The organism is Actinoplanes sp. M2I2, from assembly GCF_023544445.1.
Classification (GTDB): Bacteria; Actinomycetota; Actinomycetes; order Mycobacteriales; family Micromonosporaceae; genus Actinoplanes.
The window spans coordinates 589,619-606,312 of the sequence record NZ_JALPVJ010000004.1; the positions used below are offsets into that span (position 1 = coordinate 589,619).

Here is a 16,694-nt window from a genome sequence, read left to right on the forward strand (position 1 = left end):
GCCGGGTTACTCAGAGGTATGTATACGATCGATCCTCCTTGAGAGGGGGGCCAAGATCGTGCTCGGCATCGAGGGTTACGAACCCGAGTGGCACCATGATGCCGAGGCCCTCGCGGCGGTCCACCGTACGAGATTTGTGCGGCTCATCGGGCGGAAGTTGCGGTCGAGCTGGCTGATGTGGGACATCGCCGAGCGCGGCTGGTTCGCGGACGGCCCGGTCATCCTGGATTTCGGGAACACGCACGTCGAGATCACGCACCGTAAGTTCGACGAGTGCGCGATCACCTGGGACCAGATCGACCTGAACGTGCCGATCGACTGGTACGAGCACTTCGACTGGCGCCCCGACCCGCACGCCGCCCTCCGGCATGCCCGCGGGACGGTGCTGCGCGCGGTCAACATCATCGAACTGGTCACGGTGGCCGAGTGGCGGCCCCGGGTGCTGCACGCGGTCGAGTTCCTCTTTGACGGGGCGCGGCTGGCCGTCTTCAACGCGATGGACGAGAACGGCATCACCGACGTGCCCGAGAACGAGTTACCCGTGACCAACTGGCGGCGTGTGCACGTCGCCTGACCCGGTGGACAGGGCGGCCATCGCCTCGTCGAGCGAGTCGGTGACCACCACCAGGTTCGACTGGTCGCCGTGCGGGCTCTTGGCCAGCAGCGGCCGGAGCAGCTCCTCGACCGGCAGCTGGCGCCAGTGGTCGACGCCCAGGAAGACGAAGGCGCCGGACGGCCCGTCGGTCTGGTAGAAGGTCTTGGTCGCGGCCTGGAAGATCTCCTGCACCGTTCCGGCCCAGCCGGGCGCGAAGACGATGCCGCCCCGGCACAGCCGCAGGATCGAGTCCTCCCGTACGGCGTTGGAGAAGTACTTGCCGATCTGCCCGGCGAACAGGTTGGCCGGCTCGTGACCGTAGAGCCAGGTGGGCAGGGCCAAGCCGCCATGCAGCAGTCGCCCGGCCACGTCCGTCACCGGCGCCGGCGGGGCGGGATAGGCGGCACGGACAGCCACGGCGGCCGCCGTGTAGGGATCGTGATCGGCGAAGTGCGGCGCCGCGGCGAGCATCCCGATCGCCGCGTCGAGCTCGGTGGCCGGCCGCGTCGAGAAATAGGCGCCGAGGTTCGCCGCCTCCATCACCCCCGGCCCACCCCCGGTCACCACCAGCCGCCCGGCCGCGGCCAGCCGCCACGACAGGGTCGCCGCCATCCGGTACGCCGCCGAGCCGCGGGGCGCCGCGTGCCCGCCCATGATGCCGACCGCGCCCTCCCGGCCCCGGGCCTGCACCCACGCGGCCAGCGCCTTGCCCAGGGCGTTGTCGATGCCCGCGTCGTGCAGGCGCTGGGCGATCGCCTCGCGGATGTCGGGCGCGGCTCCGCCGTGCGCCACGAAGTGGTCGTAGACCTGCGTGTCGTACATGCCGGCGAAGCCGTCGGCGGCGAACCCGTACGACAGGTCCTCGGGGGTGTAGAGCGTCGCCGGATGGGTCGGGTAGGGCCGCGCGTCGAACGGCGGGATCAGATGCGCCCCACGCCGGATCAGGTCGATCTCGACGTCGTCGTTCTCCAGCCGGCAGCCGACGAAGAGCGCGCCGTGCACGTCCACGTCCGCGAGCGCCGGCGGGTCGAGGTCGAGCCGCAGACCCAGGATCACCAGGCCGGTCAGCGACTTGCCGGCGAGATGGAGGTCGAATTCCGCCCGGGTCTCGATCTCGTTCGCGGTGGCGTCGAACGGGAGAGGCCCGCCGAGCACGGGCTGTAAGGGGTCGCCTGGCATGACACGTAGGGTAACCACTGTGCGAAACGTCGCGGGATCACTCTTCGGGCTGGCCTACGGGGACGCGCTCGGCAAACCGACCGAGTTCCAGGACTACGCCACCATCGTCGCCACCTACGGCGCCGGCGGGCCGCGCCGGATGACCGGGACGCCGGCCCTGGTCACCGATGACACCCAGATGGCGCTGGCCGTCGGCGAGGCGATGCTGGCCGCTCCCGAGCTCACGCCCGCGGCGCTGGAGCCGCGGCTGCGCCAGGCGTTCCTCGACTGGGCCGTCAGCCCCGACAACAACCGGGCGCCGGGCACCACGTGCCTGCGGGCGTGCGCGGCGCTGAGCCACGGCGGGCCGTGGCAGCAGGCAACGGTGGCCGGCTCGAAGGGTTGCGGCGCCAACATGCGGGTCACCCCGGTCGGGCTGCACCCCGGCCTGGACGACGACCGGTGCGCCGGTCTGGCTCAGCTGCAGGCCGGGCTGACCCACGGCCATCCGACCGGGCTGGCCGCGAGCGAGCTGACCGCGTACGCCTGCCGGTGGCTGGCGGGCGGCCTGGAGCCCGGTGACCTGCTGGGAGCGTTGCGCGAGCGCGCCGACAGTCAGCGTGAGGTCTACCGGTCGGAGTGGCTGGGCGATCTGTGGGAGCGGTCGGACGCCGCCTCGCCCGAAGCGTTCATCGCCCGCGGCTGGGACGAGACCGCGGCCGCCCTCGACCGGGTCGGTGCCGCGCTCGCGGCCGGCGCCTTCGAGGGGGACCCGTGCCTGGCGACCGGCGCGGGCTGGATCGCCGAGGAGGCGCTCGCGACCGCGCTGTACTGCTATCTGATCTCGCCGGACGAGCCGCTGGCGGTGCTGGGCCGGGGCGCGGCCTCGTCCGGTGACTCCGACTCGATCGCCTGTCTGGCCGGGGCCTTCGCGGGCGCGGCCCTCGGCCTGGAGGCCTGGCCGGCGGCGTGGCGCGAGCAGATCGAGTACGCCGACCGGCTCACCCGGCTGGCCGACGCCTGGGACGGGGCCCGGCCCGTAGGGTGATCTTGCGCGCCCCGGCGGAATGCCCCGGGGCCGGGCCGGTTGAATAGGTTCATGCAGAACCTGCTTCCCGAGCCCCCGGCCACCCAGCTGCCCGCCGACGCCGAGGCCGACAAGGCTTTCGCGGAGGCCGCCGCGACCGGCACCGCCGCCGCCTACAAGACCGTCGCCGCGGCCTACCCGGCCTACAGCGCCGCCTGGGGTGCCCTCGCGGCTGACGCCCTGGCGGCCGGCGAGCCGGTGACCGCGTACGCCTACGCCCGCACCGGATATCACCGCGGGCTCGACGCCCTGCGTCGCAACGGCTGGAAGGGCCACGGCCCGATCCCCTGGGCGCACGTGCCCAACCAGGGCTTCCTGCGCTGCCTGCACACCCTGTCCCAGGCCGCCGCCGAGATCGGCGAGGCCGACGAGGCCGCCCGCTGCGCCCAGTTCCTGCGCGACAGCGACCCGGCGGCCGCCGACGCGCTCAGCTGATCAGAGGCCTTCCGCTACGGCTGCGGCGATCTTCAACCAGGCGTCCTTCGTGTTGGTGGAGAGGTGGCCGTAGCGGATCGGCTCCCCCGAGTCGATCAGCTTCTCGTACGGGGCCAGCAGCACCGCCCGCGTGCGGGCCGCGAAGTGCCGCTGGATGGCCGGCAGGTCGATGTCCTTCCGGGTCGGCGGCATCGTCACCACGCTCACGGCCTGGCGCACCAGGCGCTGCCGGCCGCTCTGCTCCAGATGGTCGAGCATCCGCGCCGCCGTCTCGGCCGAGTCGTTGCGGGCCGACATCGTAATCACCAGCTGGTCGGTCGCGTCCATCGCCGCCTGCCAGTTCTGGGCCCGCACGTTGTTGCCGGTGTCCACGAAGATCAGCTTGTAGAACCGGCTGACGATCTCGCGGATCTCACCGAACGCGTCGGCCGTCAGCATCTCGCCCGCGGTGGCCGACTCGTCCGAGGCGAGCACGTCGAACATGCCCTCGCCCTGTGCCCGCACGTACTGCGAGAGATCGCCCACGCGCCCGTGCGAGCCCCGGAACAGATGCAGGTCGCGCATCATGTCGCGCACCGTGCGCGCGTGGAAGTCCTGCTGGGCGCGCATGCCCAGGGTGCCCTGGGTCTCGTTGTTGTCCCAGGCCAGCACGTAACCGCCGCGCTTCTGCCCGAACGTCATGGCGAGCAGCAGCACGGCCACGGTCTTGCCGGCGCCGCCCTTGGGGTTGACCACGGTGACCTGGCGCAGCCCGCCGAAGTTGCGGCGGACCATCTCGACGTCCTGCTTGTATTCCTGCTCCCGCTTGCCCGGCGCGAGCTTGACCAGGCCCATCGTGCCCTTGCGGAGGATCGCCCGGGCTCCCTGGGTGGCCACCGGATCGGCCGGCCGGGCCATCCGGCGGCGGGCGAACTCCTCGGCGGTCGGCGTGCCGTCGGAGACCCACGGAAGGTCCTGGAAGGGGTCGGTCGCGGGCGCCGGCGGCTGCGGGTGGGGCACGGGTGCCTGCGGCGGCATCGCGCGAGGGTCCATGGTGGGCGGATAGGGCCCGGGCATCGGCCGCGGCGAGGGCTGTGGCTGCCGGCCGTCGGCCGTCGGCTGGTACGGCGGCGGGCCGGCCTGAGGCGAAGAACCGGCGTGAGGTGGCGGGCCGGCCTGAGGCTGTGGACCAGGCTGGCGCGGCGGACCGGGCTGAGACTGCGGACCGGGCTGCGCTTGCCCGTGCGGGCCGGGCTGGGGTTGCGCGTGCGGGCTGAGCTGAGGTTGCGGGCCCGGCTGCTGAGGTACGACAGGAGCGCCGGCCTGGGGCGGCGGAGCGGCCGGGCGATAGATCGCTCCATTGGCCGGCCCAGCGATGTCGGGGCGGCTCACCGGCGGCTGGTCGGGAGCGGGCGGTGCGGCGGAGGGGACAGCGCGCGGGGGCGCCGGCTCCCGCTGCCCGGCCGCCGGAGCAGCCGGACGCTGCGGCGGCTGCGCCCACGGCGAGCCGGGCGTGGTGTGCACTTCGGACGGGTCGTCGCCGGACACGGGCGCGGCTGAGGTGGGCCCGGCCGGACCGGGCGCCTGCGGCTCGAGGTTGGGCCAGGCCTGCGTCGGCGGTGGCTGCATGTCCGGGGCCGGTCGAGGGGCCGGCACCGAGAGATGGGCGGGTGGCGGCACCGGCACGGAAGCGGGCGGCGGCACCAGGATGCGCTCACCCGGCCGGTAGACGCCCGGCGCCCCGTTCGGATGGTGCGGCAGCGGCACGGGCGGTGGCGCCTCGTGCGGCACGGGCCGCCCGTGCACCGGTGTCTCCAGCTCCTCCGGCGCCCAGAACGGTTCGACGTCCCGATCGGGCGGTGCGGGGTTGTTGGACGTGCCCGGGACGTAGACGCGGTCAGCGTTCTCGTCCTCCACCGATGCCACGGATGCAAACCTCCCCGGATGCAGTGTCGACCTTGGAACAGTGTCGTCCTGGAAGCCGTGTCGAACCTGCGTACTACTTCAGCGTCGCACAGCGGGTCAGCCGGCGTACACCGCCCAGGCACCGGCCTCGGTCCACCAGGAACGCTTGCGGCTCATCGCGCCGCCGACCCCGTCGTCGAGGAACTGGATCTCGCCGTCCCGGGGCAGCACGGAGACCGCACGACCGCGCGCCCGGCGCACCTCGACACGCATCTTGGTGCCGCGGAACCGCTGCTTGACGATCGTCGGCACGGCCACCGCCACCTCGACCTGACCGTCGACCGCGTCGCCGTCGGCCAGCAGGCGCATCCCGGCGAACTCGGCGTACCCGGCGCTGTTGCCGATCGCGCAGGCCAGGATCGGATCGGTGCCGTCGGACAGCACCGCGTCGTCCACCTCGACCCGGCCGCGCCACGGCACCGCGCGCCCGTCGTCGTCCATGCCGCCGACCAGGGCGCCGTCCACCGTGACCGATCCGCCGTCGTTGCGCAGCAGGTCGAGCCGTCGCGCCGAGCCACTCAGGACGGCCGCGGCCACCTGCGCCGGCGTGCGGGGCAGACCCAGCTGCGCGGCCAGGTCGGTGGTGTCGCCGGCGTCGAGCGGCAGGATCGCCAGCGGAGGCAGGTCGGGCACCGTGCGGCCGGTCGGCAGGTCGGCCGGTCGCTTGCTGGGCGGCGGAGCGTACCGGCGGACCATCCGTCGCACGACGGCGCGCAACTGTCCGTCGGTGGCCGAGGCCACCACCAGCCTGATCTTGCTGTCGGCGTCGGGCCAGGTCAGGCCGTCGGGCCGGGCCGGGCCGTCGAACCGGGCGAGCACCTCGTCGATCTCCTGATCGGAGGCGGCGGTGATCGTCTCGACCCGGGCGCCGGCCGCGGTGAGCGCCTCGGCGCAGCGCAGCACCGGAACGCGCGGCGCGCAGGCGGTGGCGGGCGTGCCACACCCACCGCACCCGGAGCCGCACGCGTCGCCGCCGGAGCCCTGGCCGCCGGAGCCCTGGCCCTCGGCCAGGCTGAGCACCACGACGTCGTACATCTCAGGCCTCGCTCAGGACCGAGTGGCGCTCGATGACCTGGTCGCGCGCGGGACCGACGCCGACCACCGAGATGCGGGCCCGGATGCGCTCCTCGACGAAGATGACGAAGTCCTGCGCCTCCTTGGGCAGGTCGTCGAACGAGCGGGCGCCGGAGATGTTCTGCTTCCAGCCCGGCATCGTCTCGAAGATCGGGATCGCGTGGTGGAAGTCGGTCTGGCTGAACGGCATCTCGTCGTGGCGGACGCCGTTCACCTCGTAGGCCACGCAGACCGGGATCTCGTCGAGGTCGTCGTAGTTGTCCAGTTTGGTCAGGACGAAGTCGGTGACACCGTTGATCCGCTGGGCGTAGCGGGCCATCACCAGATCGAGCCAGCCGATGCGGCGCGGGCGGCCGGTGGTCGTGCCGTATTCCTGACCGACCTCGCGCAGGTGGTCACCGAACTTGTCGTGCAGCTCGGTGGGGAACGGGCCCTCACCGACGCGCGAGGTGAACGCCTTGAGCACGGCGACCACGCGGTCGATCCGGGTCGGCGGGATGCCCGAACCGGTGCAGGCGCCCCCGGCCGTCGCGTTCGAGCTGGTCACGAACGGGTAGGTGCCGTGGTCGACGTCGAGCAGGGTGGCCTGGCCGGCCTCGCACAGCACGACCTTGCCGTCGTCGATCGCGTCGGAGAGCTCGAGCGCCGTGTCACCCACGTAGGGCCGCAGCCGCTCGACGTAGGACAGCAGTTCGGTGACCACGTCGTCGACCTTGACCGCCTGGCGGTTGTAGATCTTCGACAGCACCTGGTTCTTGAAGGAGAGCGCCGCCTCCACCTTCTGCCGCAGGATCGACTCGTCGAAGAGGTCCTGCACCCGGACGCCGACGCGGTTCATCTTGTCGGCGTAGGTCGGGCCGATGCCGCGACCGGTCGTGCCGATCCGCCGCGCTCCCAGATACCGCTCGCTGACCTTGTCGAGCGAGCGGTTGTACGACGGGATGACGTGCGCGTTTGCGCTGATGCGCAGCCGCGACGTGTCGATGCCGCGTGACTCCAGGCCGTCGATCTCCTGGAAGAGGACGGCGAGGTCGATCACCACGCCGTTGCCGATGACCGGGACCACGCCCGGGGTCAGGATGCCGCTCGGCAGCAGGTGCAGCGCGTACTTCTCGCCCTTGATCACAACAGTGTGACCGGCGTTGTTTCCGCCGTTGAACTTCACCACGTAGTCGAGCCGGTCGCCCAGCAGGTCAGTGGCCTTGCCCTTGCCCTCGTCGCCCCATTGGGCGCCGACCAACACGATCACCGGCACGTGCGTGAGCCTTCCGTCGAACAGTCGTACTCGGCAGAGGTCCGGGTACTGCCGAAGTTTACGCGACCGCCGTGCTGTGCGACGTGGGGAAGTGGGCCGCCGGTAGGATCGCCGCTCGTGCGCGTACTTGTGATCGGTTCCGGCGGGCGGGAACACGCCCTCGCCGTCGGCCTCGCCGCCGACCCCTCCGTCGACTTTCTGGCCGCTGCCCCCGGCAACCCGGGCATCGCCCAGGTCGCCGAGCTGCACGAGGTGACGGCCACCGATCCGGGCGCGGTCGCGGCGCTGGCCGTCGAGCTCGCCGCCGACCTGGTCGTGGTCGGCCCCGAGGCGCCGCTGGTGGCGGGGGTCGCGGACGCCGTACGCGCCAAGGGCATCGCCTGCTTCGGCCCCAGCGCGGCCGCGGCCCGGCTGGAGGGCTCGAAGGCGTTCGCCAAGGATGTGATGGCCGCCGCCGGCGTGCCGACCGCCCGGTCGTACGCCTGCACCACGGCGGAGGAAGTGAGCCGTGCGCTCGACGACCTCGGCGCTCCCCACGTGGTCAAGAACGACGGGCTCGCGGCCGGCAAGGGGGTCGTCGTGACCGATGACCGCGCGACGGCCGAACGGCACGCGGCCGACTGCGGCCGGGTCGTGATCGAGGAGTACCTGCCCGGTCCCGAGGTCTCGCTCTTCGTGGTCACCGACGGCACGGCGGCCGTGCCGCTGATGCCGGCGCAGGACTTCAAGCGGCTGGCCGACGGCGACGAGGGGCCCAACACGGGCGGCATGGGGGCGTACGCCCCGCTCGACTGGGCGCCGGACGACCTGGTGCCACGGGTGCTGGCCGAGACGGTGGAACCGACCCTGGCCGAGATGCGCCGTCGCGGCACGCCGTTCGCCGGGCTGCTCTATGTCGGGCTGGCGCTCACCCCGGACGGTCCCAAGGTCATCGAGTTCAACGCGCGGTTCGGCGACCCGGAGACCCAGGTGGTGCTGGCCCTGCTCGAGACGCCGCTGGGCGGCCTGCTGAACGCCGCGGCCACCGGCACGCTGGCCGCGTTGCCGCCCCTGCGCTGGCGGGACGGCGCGGCGATCACGGTGGTGGTGGCGAGCCGCAACTACCCCGGCACCCCGCGGACGGGGGACGTCATCGAGGGCGCGGAGGTGCCCGGGGTCATCCACGCGGGCACGGCCCGGCGCGACGACGGCGCCCTGATCTCCGCCGGTGGCCGCGTGCTGAGCGTGACAGCCACCGGGCCCGACCTGGCCTCGGCCCGGGACGCGGCGTACGCGCTGGTCGACGGCATCCGCCTGGACGGCGCCCAGTTCCGTACCGACATCGCGCTGGGCGCGGTCGAGGGTCGCATCACGCTGTAGTGCCTGCTGCCGGCGAAGGTGAGCCGGGGGCGCCGAGCGGCGCCCCCGACGGAGATCACGCCTTCGGGATGTCGAAGAGCTTGGCCACGTTGGCGGCCAGGCCGAGGTCGCCCTTGGCCTTGATCTTGCCGGTCATGAACATCATCATCGGGTTGCCGTCGCCCGAGACGACCTTGAGGAACGTCACCGGGTCCATGGTCATGGCCAGCTTCGGGTCGCGGACCGGCTGGTTGGTGACCGTGCAGGCGCCGTTCTCGATCACCGTCTCGTAGGTGTCGCTCGCGCCGCCGGCGCCGCCGGTGATGATCCAGTGGATGACCGCGGTGGTGTTGCCGGCCTTCTCCGGGCGGAACAGCGTCGGCATCCGGTTGAAGACCTCGTCGAGGATCTTGCTGCGCGAGTCGCCGGCCATCACTTCGGCCAGCCGGGCGTCCGGGGTCGCCTTGACCAGCGAGGCGAACTCCTTGGGGCCGATCGAGGCGAGCGCGTCCGGGTTGAAGTCAGTCATCGGTGACCTTTCGGGATGAGCCTTGTGCCTACTCGTCAGTAACCCTAGCGGCAGAGCCGCTTCCTCGTGCAGTGTGCCACTCCCCAACAACTGTTGGACAGTCGCCGATCGGGTGCCTAGACTCCCCAACATGTCTTTGGGAGATGCGAGGGGCACGGCCTCGATGCGCGCCACGGCCCATCCCGTACGGCTGCAGATCATGTCGTTGCTGACCGGTGCGCCGATGACCGCGGCCGAGGTCGCCCGCGAGCTCGGTCTGACCCACGCCAACGCCAGTTACCACCTGCGCAACCTCCACTCGGCCGGGATGATCGTCGTCGCCGGCGAGGAGAAGATCCGGGGTGGCGTCGCCAAGAGATATCGATACGATGCCGCTCGCGACCGTGCGTCCGAGACCCCCGAGCAGAAACGGGCGCTGTTCGCGGCCCTCGGCAACGAGCTGGTCCGCCGGACGGCCGGTGGGCGCTTCGAGGCCAAGATCCTGCTCGGCGACGGCGAGTTCTGGATCGACCCGGAGAAGTGGCTCGACCTGCGGCACCGGTTCAAGGATCTCGTCGCCGAGTTGCACGAAGCGGCCCAGCCGCCGCGCACCCCGGGCACCATCCGCACCAGCACCACCGTCGCGATGTTCGAGATGGAGTCGCCCGCATGAGCGCTCTCGCGCCGCTTCGCATCCCCGCGTTCCGCCTGCTCATCACCGGCCGCACGGTCAACGCGCTGGGCAACTCGTTCGCGCCGATCGCGCTCGCCTTCGCCGTCCTCGACCTGACCGGCTCGGCCACCGACCTCGGCCTCGTGGTCGGCGCCCGCACGCTCGTCAACGTGGTGTTCCTGCTGTTCGGCGGCGTTCTGGCCGACCGCATGCCCAAGCACCTGCTGATGGTCGGGGCCAGCCTGGCCGCGGCCGTGACCCAGGGCCTCATCGCCGCGCTCGTGCTCACCGGCACCGCGACCATCCCGTTACTCATCGTAATCTCGGCCCTCAACGGCCTGGTCGGCGCGCTGGCCCTGCCGGCCACCTCGTCGATCCTGCCGCAGATCGTGCCGGCCGAGATCCGTCAGCAGGCCAACGCGCTCAACCGCCTGTCGCTGAACTCGGCCGCCGTCCTCGGCGCCCCGCTGGCCGGCGTGGTGGTCGCCGCGACCAACCCGGGCTGGGGGATCGCCGTCGACGCCCTGACCTTCCTGGTCAGCGGCCTGCTGTTCGCCTTCCTGCGGGTGCCCCGCGCGCAGGCGGCCGCCCCGGTCACCAAGGCTCCGGATGCGAAGGCTCCGGATGCGAAGGCTCCGGATGCGACGGCTCCCGGTGTGATCGGTGACGAGCAGACACCCGGCGCGGCGGCGGTCGAGCCGTCCCGCCCCAACATCTTCGCCGACCTGCGCACGGGCTGGTCGGAGTTCTGGTCGCGCACCTGGCTGTGGGCCGTCGTGGCCGGCTTCTGCGTGATCAACGCCTCGTGGAGCGGGTCGCTCTATGTCCTCGGGCCGGTCGTCGCCGACGACACCATCGGCCGCCGGGCCTGGGGTCTGGTGCTGGCCGCGCAGACCCTCGGCATGATCGCCGGCGCGCTGATCGCGATGCGGCTGCGGATGCGCCGGATGCTGCTCTTCGGCGTGTTCAGCACCTTCTTCATGGCCGTGCCGGTGCTGATCCTGGGCACCTCTCCGCAGCTCTGGCTGCTCTTCGCCGGCGCGCTGCTGGCCGGCCTGATGCTCGAGCAGTTCGGCATCGCGTGGGAGACCACGATGCAGGAGCACATCCCGGCCGACAAGCTGGCCCGGGTCTACTCGTACGACATGGTCGGCTCGTTCGTGGCCATCCCCATCGGTGAGATGGCGGTCGGCCCGATCGCGCACGCCGTCGGGGTCGAGCCGACGCTCGTCGGGGCGACCGTGCTGATGACCCTCGCCGTGGTCGGCATGCTGTGCAGCCGGGACGTGCGCACCCTGCCGCACGAGGTGCCCAAGGCGCAGACCGGTCCCGTGAAAGAATCGGTCGCGTGACCATCCCGAACGTCCTTGCCGCTCGATACGCCTCGACCGACCTCGTCGCCCTCTGGTCCCCGGAGGAGAAGATCCGCATGGAGCGCCGGCTCTGGCTGGCCGTCCTGCGGGCACAACGCGACCTGGGGGTGGCCGTTCCCGAGGGCGCCGTCGAGGCGTACGAGTCGGTGCTCGATCAGGTCGACCTGAGCTCGATCGCGGCCCGTGAGCGCGTCACCCGCCACGATGTGAAGGCCCGCATCGAGGAGTTCAGCGCGCTCGCCGGCTTCGAGCAGATCCACAAGGGAATGACCTCGCGCGATCTGACCGAGAACGTCGAGCAGCTGCAGATCAAGGCGTCGCTCGAGCTGATCCGCGGCCGGGTGATCGCCACGCTGGCCCGGCTCACCGAGCGCGCGGTCGAGTACTCCGAGCTCGTGCTGACCGGCCGCTCGCACAACGTCGCGGCCCAGGCGACCACGCTGGGCAAGCGGTTCGCGTCGGCGGCCGAGGAGCTGCTGATCGCCTACGAGCGTCTCGACGACCTGATCGCCCGCTATCCGCTGCGGGGCATCAAGGGCCCGGTCGGCACTGCCGCCGACCAGCTCGACCTGCTCGACGGCGACTTCGACTCGCTGGGCAAGCTCGAGCAGCGCGTCGCCGGCCACCTGGGCTTCGAGCGGGTGCTCAGCAGCGTCGGCCAGGTGTACCCGCGCTCGCTCGACTTCGACGTGGTCTCGGCGCTGGCCCAGATCGTCGCCGGGCCGTCGTCGCTGGCCACCACGATCCGCCTGATGGTCGGTCAGGAGCTGGTCACCGAGGGCTTCAAGCCGGGCCAGGTCGGTTCGTCGGCGATGCCGCACAAGATGAACACCCGATCCTCCGAGCGGGTCAACGGTCTGGCCGTGATCGTCCGCGGTTACCTGTCGATGGTCGGCGAGCTGGCCGGCGACCAGTGGAACGAGGGCGACGTCTCGTGCTCGGTCGTCCGCCGGGTCGCCCTGCCCGACGCGTTCTTCGCCACCGACGGCCTGTTCCAGACGTTCCTCACGGTGCTCGACGAGTTCGGCGCCTACCCGGCCGTGATCGCTCGCGAGCTCGACCGGTTCCTGCCGTTCCTCGCGACGACCAAGATCCTGGTCGCGGCCGTCCGCAAGGGAGTCGGACGGGAGGTCGCGCACGAGGTGATCAAGGAGCACGCGGTGGCCGTCGCGCTGGCCATGCGGGAGAAGGGCGCCGCGGTCAACGATCTCTTCGACCGGCTGGCCGCCGACGAACGGCTCGGCCTGTCCCGCGACGAGATCGACGGCCTGGTCGCCGATCGCGCCGCCTTCGTGGGCGCCGCGTCCTCCCACGTGCACGCGGTGGCCGACCGAGTGGCGACGATCGTCGCCGCGCACCCCGCGGCCGCGAAATACAGCCCCGCCCCGATCCTCTGAGGCGCAGGCCCCAGTGGTTGAAGATTTGATCGGGCCGTGGTCGAGATCACCGACGAGTTGCCTGCTCAGCGCCGACAACGTCGTCTGCGCGACACCGGCCGACAATTCCGTGGCCGGGTTCACCAGGTAGGCTCGCAGATGCTTACACCTATCAGTCAGGAGTGCCCGTGGCTCGCGTCGTGGTCGACGTCATGCTGAAGCCGGAGATCCTCGACCCGCAGGGCCAGGCGGTCGCCAACGCGCTGCCCAGGCTCGGGGTCACCGATGTCTCGTCCGTCCGCATCGGTCGGCGGATCGAGATCGAATTCACCGGAGAGCCCGATCTCGACCGGGCCCGGGAGATCGCCGACAAGCTGCTCGCCAACCCGGTGATCGAAGACTTCCACATCCACGTCGTGGATGACGCTGTGGCGGAGGTTGCCTGACCATGCGCATCGGTGTGGTCACCTTCCCGGGTTCGCTGGACGACGGGGACGCGGCCCGGGCCGCGCGCATCGCCGGCGCCGACGTCGTCCGTCTCTGGCACGGCGATTCCGACCTGCACGGCGTCGACGCCGTGGTGCTGCCCGGCGGCTTCTCCTACGGCGACGCCCTGCGCTGCGGCGCGATCGCCCGCTTCGCCCCGGCGATGGATTCGATCATCGACGCGGCCCGCGGCGGCCTGCCGGTGCTCGGCATCTGCAACGGCTTCCAGATCCTCTGCGAGGCTCACCTGCTGCCCGGCGCGCTCACCCGCAACCAGCATCTCCACTTCCGCAACCGCGACCAGTTCCTGCGCGTCGAGTCGACGGACACCGCGTGGACGAACTCGTTCACCGCCGGCCAGGAGATCCTGATCCCGGTGAAGAACGGCGAGGGTTGCTACGTCGCCGACGAGCGCACGCTCGACCAGCTCGAGGCCGAGGGCCGTGTGATCGCGCGCTACGTCCGCGGCAACCCGAACGGTTCGCAGCGTGACATCGCCGCGATCACCAACGAGGCCGGCAACGTCGTCGGCATCATGCCGCATCCGGAACACGCGGTGGAGACGCTGACCGGTCCGTCCCTGGACGGCCTCGGCTTCTTCACCTCCGTCCTGCGCGCCCTGGCCGGGGCGCCCGCGGGAGCGAACGCAGGGGGACACCAGTAATGACGACGCAGCCGGACACGGCCACCAGCGGCGCGGTGACGCCGTCGGCCACGCCGAACCAGTCGCCGGCAGCGGGTAAGCCGACCGGCTTCGCCGCCACCGACGTGCTGGTCAACGAGTTCGACGGTGGCCCCGACACCGTGCAGCGGGCCCTCAGCACGGGCGACGAGCTGCAGCCGCACACCGACCTGGGCCTCAAGGACGACGAGTACGACCGGATCCGGCAGATCCTCGGCCGTCGTCCCACCGCCTCCGAGCTCGCGATGTACTCGATCATGTGGAGTGAGCACTGCTCCTACAAGTCGAGCAAGGTGCACCTGCGCCAGTTCGGTGACAAGGCCCCGACCGGCACCCGCATGCTGGCCGGCATCGGCGAGAACGCCGGCGTCGTGCAGATCTCCGACGAGCTCGCGGTCACGTTCAAGGTCGAGTCGCACAACCACCCGAGCTTCGTCGAGCCCTACCAGGGCGCGGCCACCGGTGTCGGCGGCATCGTGCGCGACATCCTCGCGATGGGCGCCCGCCCGATCGCGGTGATGGACCCGCTGCGCTTCGGCGCGGCCGACCACCCGGACACCGCCCGCGTGCTGCCCGGTGTCGTCGCCGGCATCGGCGGCTACGGCAACTGTCTCGGGCTGCCCAACATCGGCGGCGAGATCGTCTTCGACCCCACGTACCAGGGCAACCCGCTGGTCAACGCGCTGAGCATCGGCGTGCTGCCGGTCGAGCGCCTGCAGCACAAGGAAGCGGCCGGCGTCGGCAACGTCGTCGTGCTGCTCGGCGCGCGCACCGGCCGCGACGGCATCGGCGGCGTCTCGGTGCTGGCCTCGGCCACCTTCGACGAGGGCGCCGAGCAGCGCCGTCCGTCGGTGCAGGTCGGCGACCCGTTCATGGAGAAACTGCTCATCGAGAGCTGCCTCGAGCTCTACGACGCCGGTCTCGTGGCCGGCATCCAGGACCTCGGCGGCGCGGGCCTCACCTGCGCGCTCACCGAGACCGCGGCCGCGGCCGGCACCGGCATGCGGGTGTGGCTCGAGCGGGTTCCGCTGCGCGAGGCGTCCATGTCGCCCACCGAGATCCTGGCCAGCGAGTCGCAGGAGCGCATGCTCCTGATCGTCACGCCGGAGAACCTCGCGGCCGTGCTCGGCGTCGCCGAGAAGTGGGGCGTGTGGGCCACCGCGATCGGTGAGGTCACCCCGGCCGAGCAGGACGGCTCACCGGGCCGCCTGGTGATCAGCTGGAACGACCACATCGTGGTCGACGTGCCGCCGGGCTCGCTGGCCGACGACGGGCCGGTCTACGCCCGCCCGATCCGCGAGCCCGCCGACCTGATACTGCTTCAGGCCGACAAGGCCGAGACGCTGCCCCGCCCCACGACCGGCGACGAGCTGCGCGAGACGGTGCTGCGCATGTCCGCCTCGCCGAACCTGTGCGACAAGACGTGGGTGACCGAGCAGTACGACCGCTATGTGCTCGGCAACACGATCCTGGCCCAGCCGGAGGACTCCGGCGTGCTGCGCATCGATGAGCGCACCGGCCTCGGTGTCGCGCTGTCGGTCGACGGCAACGGCCGCTACGCCCGCCTCGACCCCTATGAGGGCGCGCGGCTGGCGCTGGCCGAGGCCTACCGGAACGTCGCCGTCACGGGGGCCGAGCCGGTCGCCGTGACCGACTGCCTCAACTTCGGCTCGCCGGAAGACCCGGCCGTGATGTGGCAGTTCGCCGAGGCCGTCCGCGGTCTGGCCGACGGCTGCCAGCAGCTGGGCACCCCGGTGACCGGCGGCAACGTCAGCTTCTACAACCAGACCGGCGCCGCGGCGATCCACCCGACCCCGGTGGTCGGGGTGCTGGGCGTCTTCGACGACGTCGCCCGGCGCATCCCGATGGGCTTCCCGGCCCCGTCCGCCGAGGGCGACCTGCTCTTCCTGCTGGGCGACACCGCGTGCGAGCTCTCCGGCTCCGAGTGGGCTTGGGTCACCCACGGCCACCTGGGCGGACGCCCGCCCAAGGTCGACCTCGAGAACGAGCGCCGGCTGGCCCAGCTGATGGCTCGCGCCTCGCAGGCCGGTCACGTCAGCGCGGCGCACGACCTCTCCGACGGTGGCCTGTCCCAGGTGCTGGTCGAGAGCTGCCTGCGGCGCAACGTCGGGGCCCGGATCACGCTCCCGGCCGACGGCAACTCCGCTTTCGTCCAGCTCTTCAGCGAGTCCGCCGGGCGCGCCCTGGTCGCCGTCCCGCGCGGGCACGACAAGGCGTTCGCCGGTCTCGCCGCCGAGTTCGGGGTCCCGTGCACCCCGATCGGCAGCACCTCCGCCGAGCCGGTGCTCGAGGTGCGTGACCAGTTCACCCTGCCGCTCGACGAGGCGCGCGAGGCGTACGAGGGCACGCTGCCCCGCCTGTTCGGCGGCGCGGCCGAGCTGGCCAACCGGCACGGCGATCCGGAGCACGCGGCCGACCCGACGGCGCCGGCGTCTCCCGACCGGGGCGCCGAGGTGCTGATCACCGCGGCGGCCGGGGCGGCGATGGAGTCGGCGGCCCCGATCGAGGCGGACGGCATTCCGGCCGCCGCCGTGGCCGAGGTCAAGGAGCCGTCGCCGGCCGAGGACGACCGCCCGGGTGGCTCGGCCGACTGACAGCGACAGACGACAAGAGCCGGTCAGCTTCGCGCTGACCGGCTCTTTCGTCGCCGTGGGCAGAGGAGCCGACAAAAAAGCGGGAGCCCTCAGGG

General features: G+C 71.9%; 15 protein-coding genes. 10 read left to right on the forward strand and 5 right to left on the reverse strand.

Features of this window, described 5'->3' with window-relative positions:
- Positions 1 to 58: 58 nt before the first annotated feature.
- Positions 59 to 574 carry a hypothetical protein gene (locus HJC40_RS10645; RefSeq protein WP_250000680.1) on the forward strand — a complete coding sequence of 172 codons (516 nt, stop codon included), beginning with the start codon at positions 59 to 61 and terminating at the stop codon, positions 572 to 574.
- Here the strand turns inward: HJC40_RS10645 and HJC40_RS10650 are convergent.
- Positions 536 to 1,774: an LOG family protein gene (locus HJC40_RS10650; RefSeq protein ID WP_250000681.1), complete on the reverse strand. Its 1,239-nt coding sequence runs from the start codon at positions 1,772 to 1,774 to the stop codon at positions 536 to 538. The two genes, HJC40_RS10645 and HJC40_RS10650, sit on opposite strands and share 39 nt — an antisense overlap.
- On the opposite strand from HJC40_RS10650, the gene HJC40_RS10655 reads away from it, so the two are divergent.
- Together HJC40_RS10655 and HJC40_RS10660 are read left to right on the forward strand one after the other, a co-directional pair.
- Positions 1,773 to 2,801 carry an ADP-ribosylglycohydrolase family protein gene (locus HJC40_RS10655; protein ID WP_250000682.1) on the forward strand — a complete coding sequence of 343 codons (1,029 nt, stop codon included), beginning with the start codon at positions 1,773 to 1,775 and terminating at the stop codon, positions 2,799 to 2,801. The genes HJC40_RS10650 and HJC40_RS10655 overlap by 2 nt on opposite strands.
- Before the next feature lie 51 nt (positions 2,802 to 2,852).
- Positions 2,853 to 3,275, forward strand: coding sequence for a DUF3151 domain-containing protein (locus tag HJC40_RS10660; RefSeq protein ID WP_250000683.1), 423 nt, complete (start codon positions 2,853 to 2,855; stop codon positions 3,273 to 3,275).
- On the opposite strand, the gene HJC40_RS10665 is transcribed toward HJC40_RS10660, so the two are convergent.
- The 3 genes from HJC40_RS10665 to HJC40_RS10675 form a co-directional block, all read right to left on the reverse strand.
- Positions 3,276 to 5,015 (reverse strand): MinD/ParA family protein, encoded by a 1,740-nt coding sequence (locus tag HJC40_RS10665; RefSeq protein WP_374271528.1) that lies wholly within the window; start codon positions 5,013 to 5,015, stop codon positions 3,276 to 3,278. It abuts the gene before it with no gap.
- Positions 5,016 to 5,276: 261 nt separating this feature from the next.
- A complete protein-coding gene (locus HJC40_RS10670; protein WP_250000684.1) occupies positions 5,277 to 6,254 on the reverse strand; it encodes an acylglycerol kinase family protein in 978 nt (325 codons plus the stop codon).
- A gap of 1 nt (position 6,255) precedes the next feature.
- The gene (locus tag HJC40_RS10675; RefSeq protein WP_250000685.1) at positions 6,256 to 7,548 is read right to left on the reverse strand and encodes an adenylosuccinate synthase; all 1,293 of its coding nucleotides are present in this window, start codon (positions 7,546 to 7,548) and stop codon (positions 6,256 to 6,258) included.
- A gap of 117 nt (positions 7,549 to 7,665) precedes the next feature.
- On the opposite strand from HJC40_RS10675, the gene purD reads away from it, so the two are divergent.
- Positions 7,666 to 8,907: a phosphoribosylamine--glycine ligase gene (purD, locus tag HJC40_RS10680; protein ID WP_250000686.1), complete on the forward strand. Its 1,242-nt coding sequence runs from the start codon at positions 7,666 to 7,668 to the stop codon at positions 8,905 to 8,907.
- Between the two features lie 55 nt (positions 8,908 to 8,962).
- Here purD and HJC40_RS10685 read toward each other — a convergent pair whose 3' ends face one another.
- Positions 8,963 to 9,415, reverse strand: a complete 453-nt coding sequence (locus HJC40_RS10685; protein WP_250000687.1) for an SCP2 sterol-binding domain-containing protein — start codon at positions 9,413 to 9,415, stop codon at positions 8,963 to 8,965.
- A gap of 130 nt (positions 9,416 to 9,545) precedes the next feature.
- On the opposite strand from HJC40_RS10685, the gene HJC40_RS10690 reads away from it, so the two are divergent.
- From HJC40_RS10690 to purL, 6 genes are all read left to right on the forward strand, one after another.
- Positions 9,546 to 10,067, forward strand: a complete 522-nt coding sequence (locus tag HJC40_RS10690) for a helix-turn-helix domain-containing protein (protein ID WP_250000688.1) — start codon at positions 9,546 to 9,548, stop codon at positions 10,065 to 10,067.
- Entirely contained in the window at positions 10,064 to 11,419 is a 1,356-nt protein-coding gene (locus tag HJC40_RS10695) for an MFS transporter (protein ID WP_250000689.1), read from the forward strand. Before HJC40_RS10690 ends, HJC40_RS10695 begins: the two co-directional genes overlap by 4 nt.
- Positions 11,416 to 12,837, forward strand: coding sequence for an adenylosuccinate lyase (gene purB, locus HJC40_RS10700; RefSeq protein WP_250000690.1), 1,422 nt, complete (start codon positions 11,416 to 11,418; stop codon positions 12,835 to 12,837). The genes HJC40_RS10695 and purB overlap by 4 nt, the downstream gene beginning before the upstream one ends.
- 167 nt (positions 12,838 to 13,004) lie before the next feature.
- On the forward strand, positions 13,005 to 13,262 hold the full coding sequence (gene purS / locus HJC40_RS10705; protein WP_250000691.1) for a phosphoribosylformylglycinamidine synthase subunit PurS: 258 nt from the start codon (positions 13,005 to 13,007) through the stop codon (positions 13,260 to 13,262).
- A complete protein-coding gene (gene purQ, locus HJC40_RS10710) occupies positions 13,259 to 13,966 on the forward strand; it encodes a phosphoribosylformylglycinamidine synthase subunit PurQ (protein WP_250000768.1) in 708 nt (235 codons plus the stop codon). The genes purS and purQ overlap by 4 nt, the downstream gene beginning before the upstream one ends.
- Positions 13,966 to 16,599, forward strand: a complete 2,634-nt coding sequence (purL, locus tag HJC40_RS10715; RefSeq protein ID WP_250000692.1) for a phosphoribosylformylglycinamidine synthase subunit PurL — start codon at positions 13,966 to 13,968, stop codon at positions 16,597 to 16,599. Before purQ ends, purL begins: the two co-directional genes overlap by 1 nt.
- Positions 16,600 to 16,694 lie beyond the last annotated feature (95 nt).

What these genes read in the sequence shown, in the direction of transcription:
- HJC40_RS10655 (WP_250000682.1), top strand. Translation starts at nt 1,773, where the DNA reads ATGACACGTAGGGTAACCACTGTGCGAAACGTCGCGGGATCACTCTTC.
- HJC40_RS10650 (WP_250000681.1), bottom strand. Translation starts at nt 1,774, where the DNA reads ATGCCAGGCGACCCCTTACAGCCCGTGCTCGGCGGGCCTCTCCCGTTC.
- HJC40_RS10660 (WP_250000683.1), top strand. Translation starts at nt 2,853, where the DNA reads ATGCAGAACCTGCTTCCCGAGCCCCCGGCCACCCAGCTGCCCGCCGAC.
- HJC40_RS10670 (WP_250000684.1), bottom strand. Translation starts at nt 6,254, where the DNA reads ATGTACGACGTCGTGGTGCTCAGCCTGGCCGAGGGCCAGGGCTCCGGC.
- HJC40_RS10685 (WP_250000687.1), bottom strand. Translation starts at nt 9,415, where the DNA reads ATGACTGACTTCAACCCGGACGCGCTCGCCTCGATCGGCCCCAAGGAG.
- HJC40_RS10690 (WP_250000688.1), top strand. Translation starts at nt 9,546, where the DNA reads ATGTCTTTGGGAGATGCGAGGGGCACGGCCTCGATGCGCGCCACGGCC.
- HJC40_RS10695 (WP_250000689.1), top strand. Translation starts at nt 10,064, where the DNA reads ATGAGCGCTCTCGCGCCGCTTCGCATCCCCGCGTTCCGCCTGCTCATC.
- purL (WP_250000692.1), top strand. Translation starts at nt 13,966, where the DNA reads ATGACGACGCAGCCGGACACGGCCACCAGCGGCGCGGTGACGCCGTCG.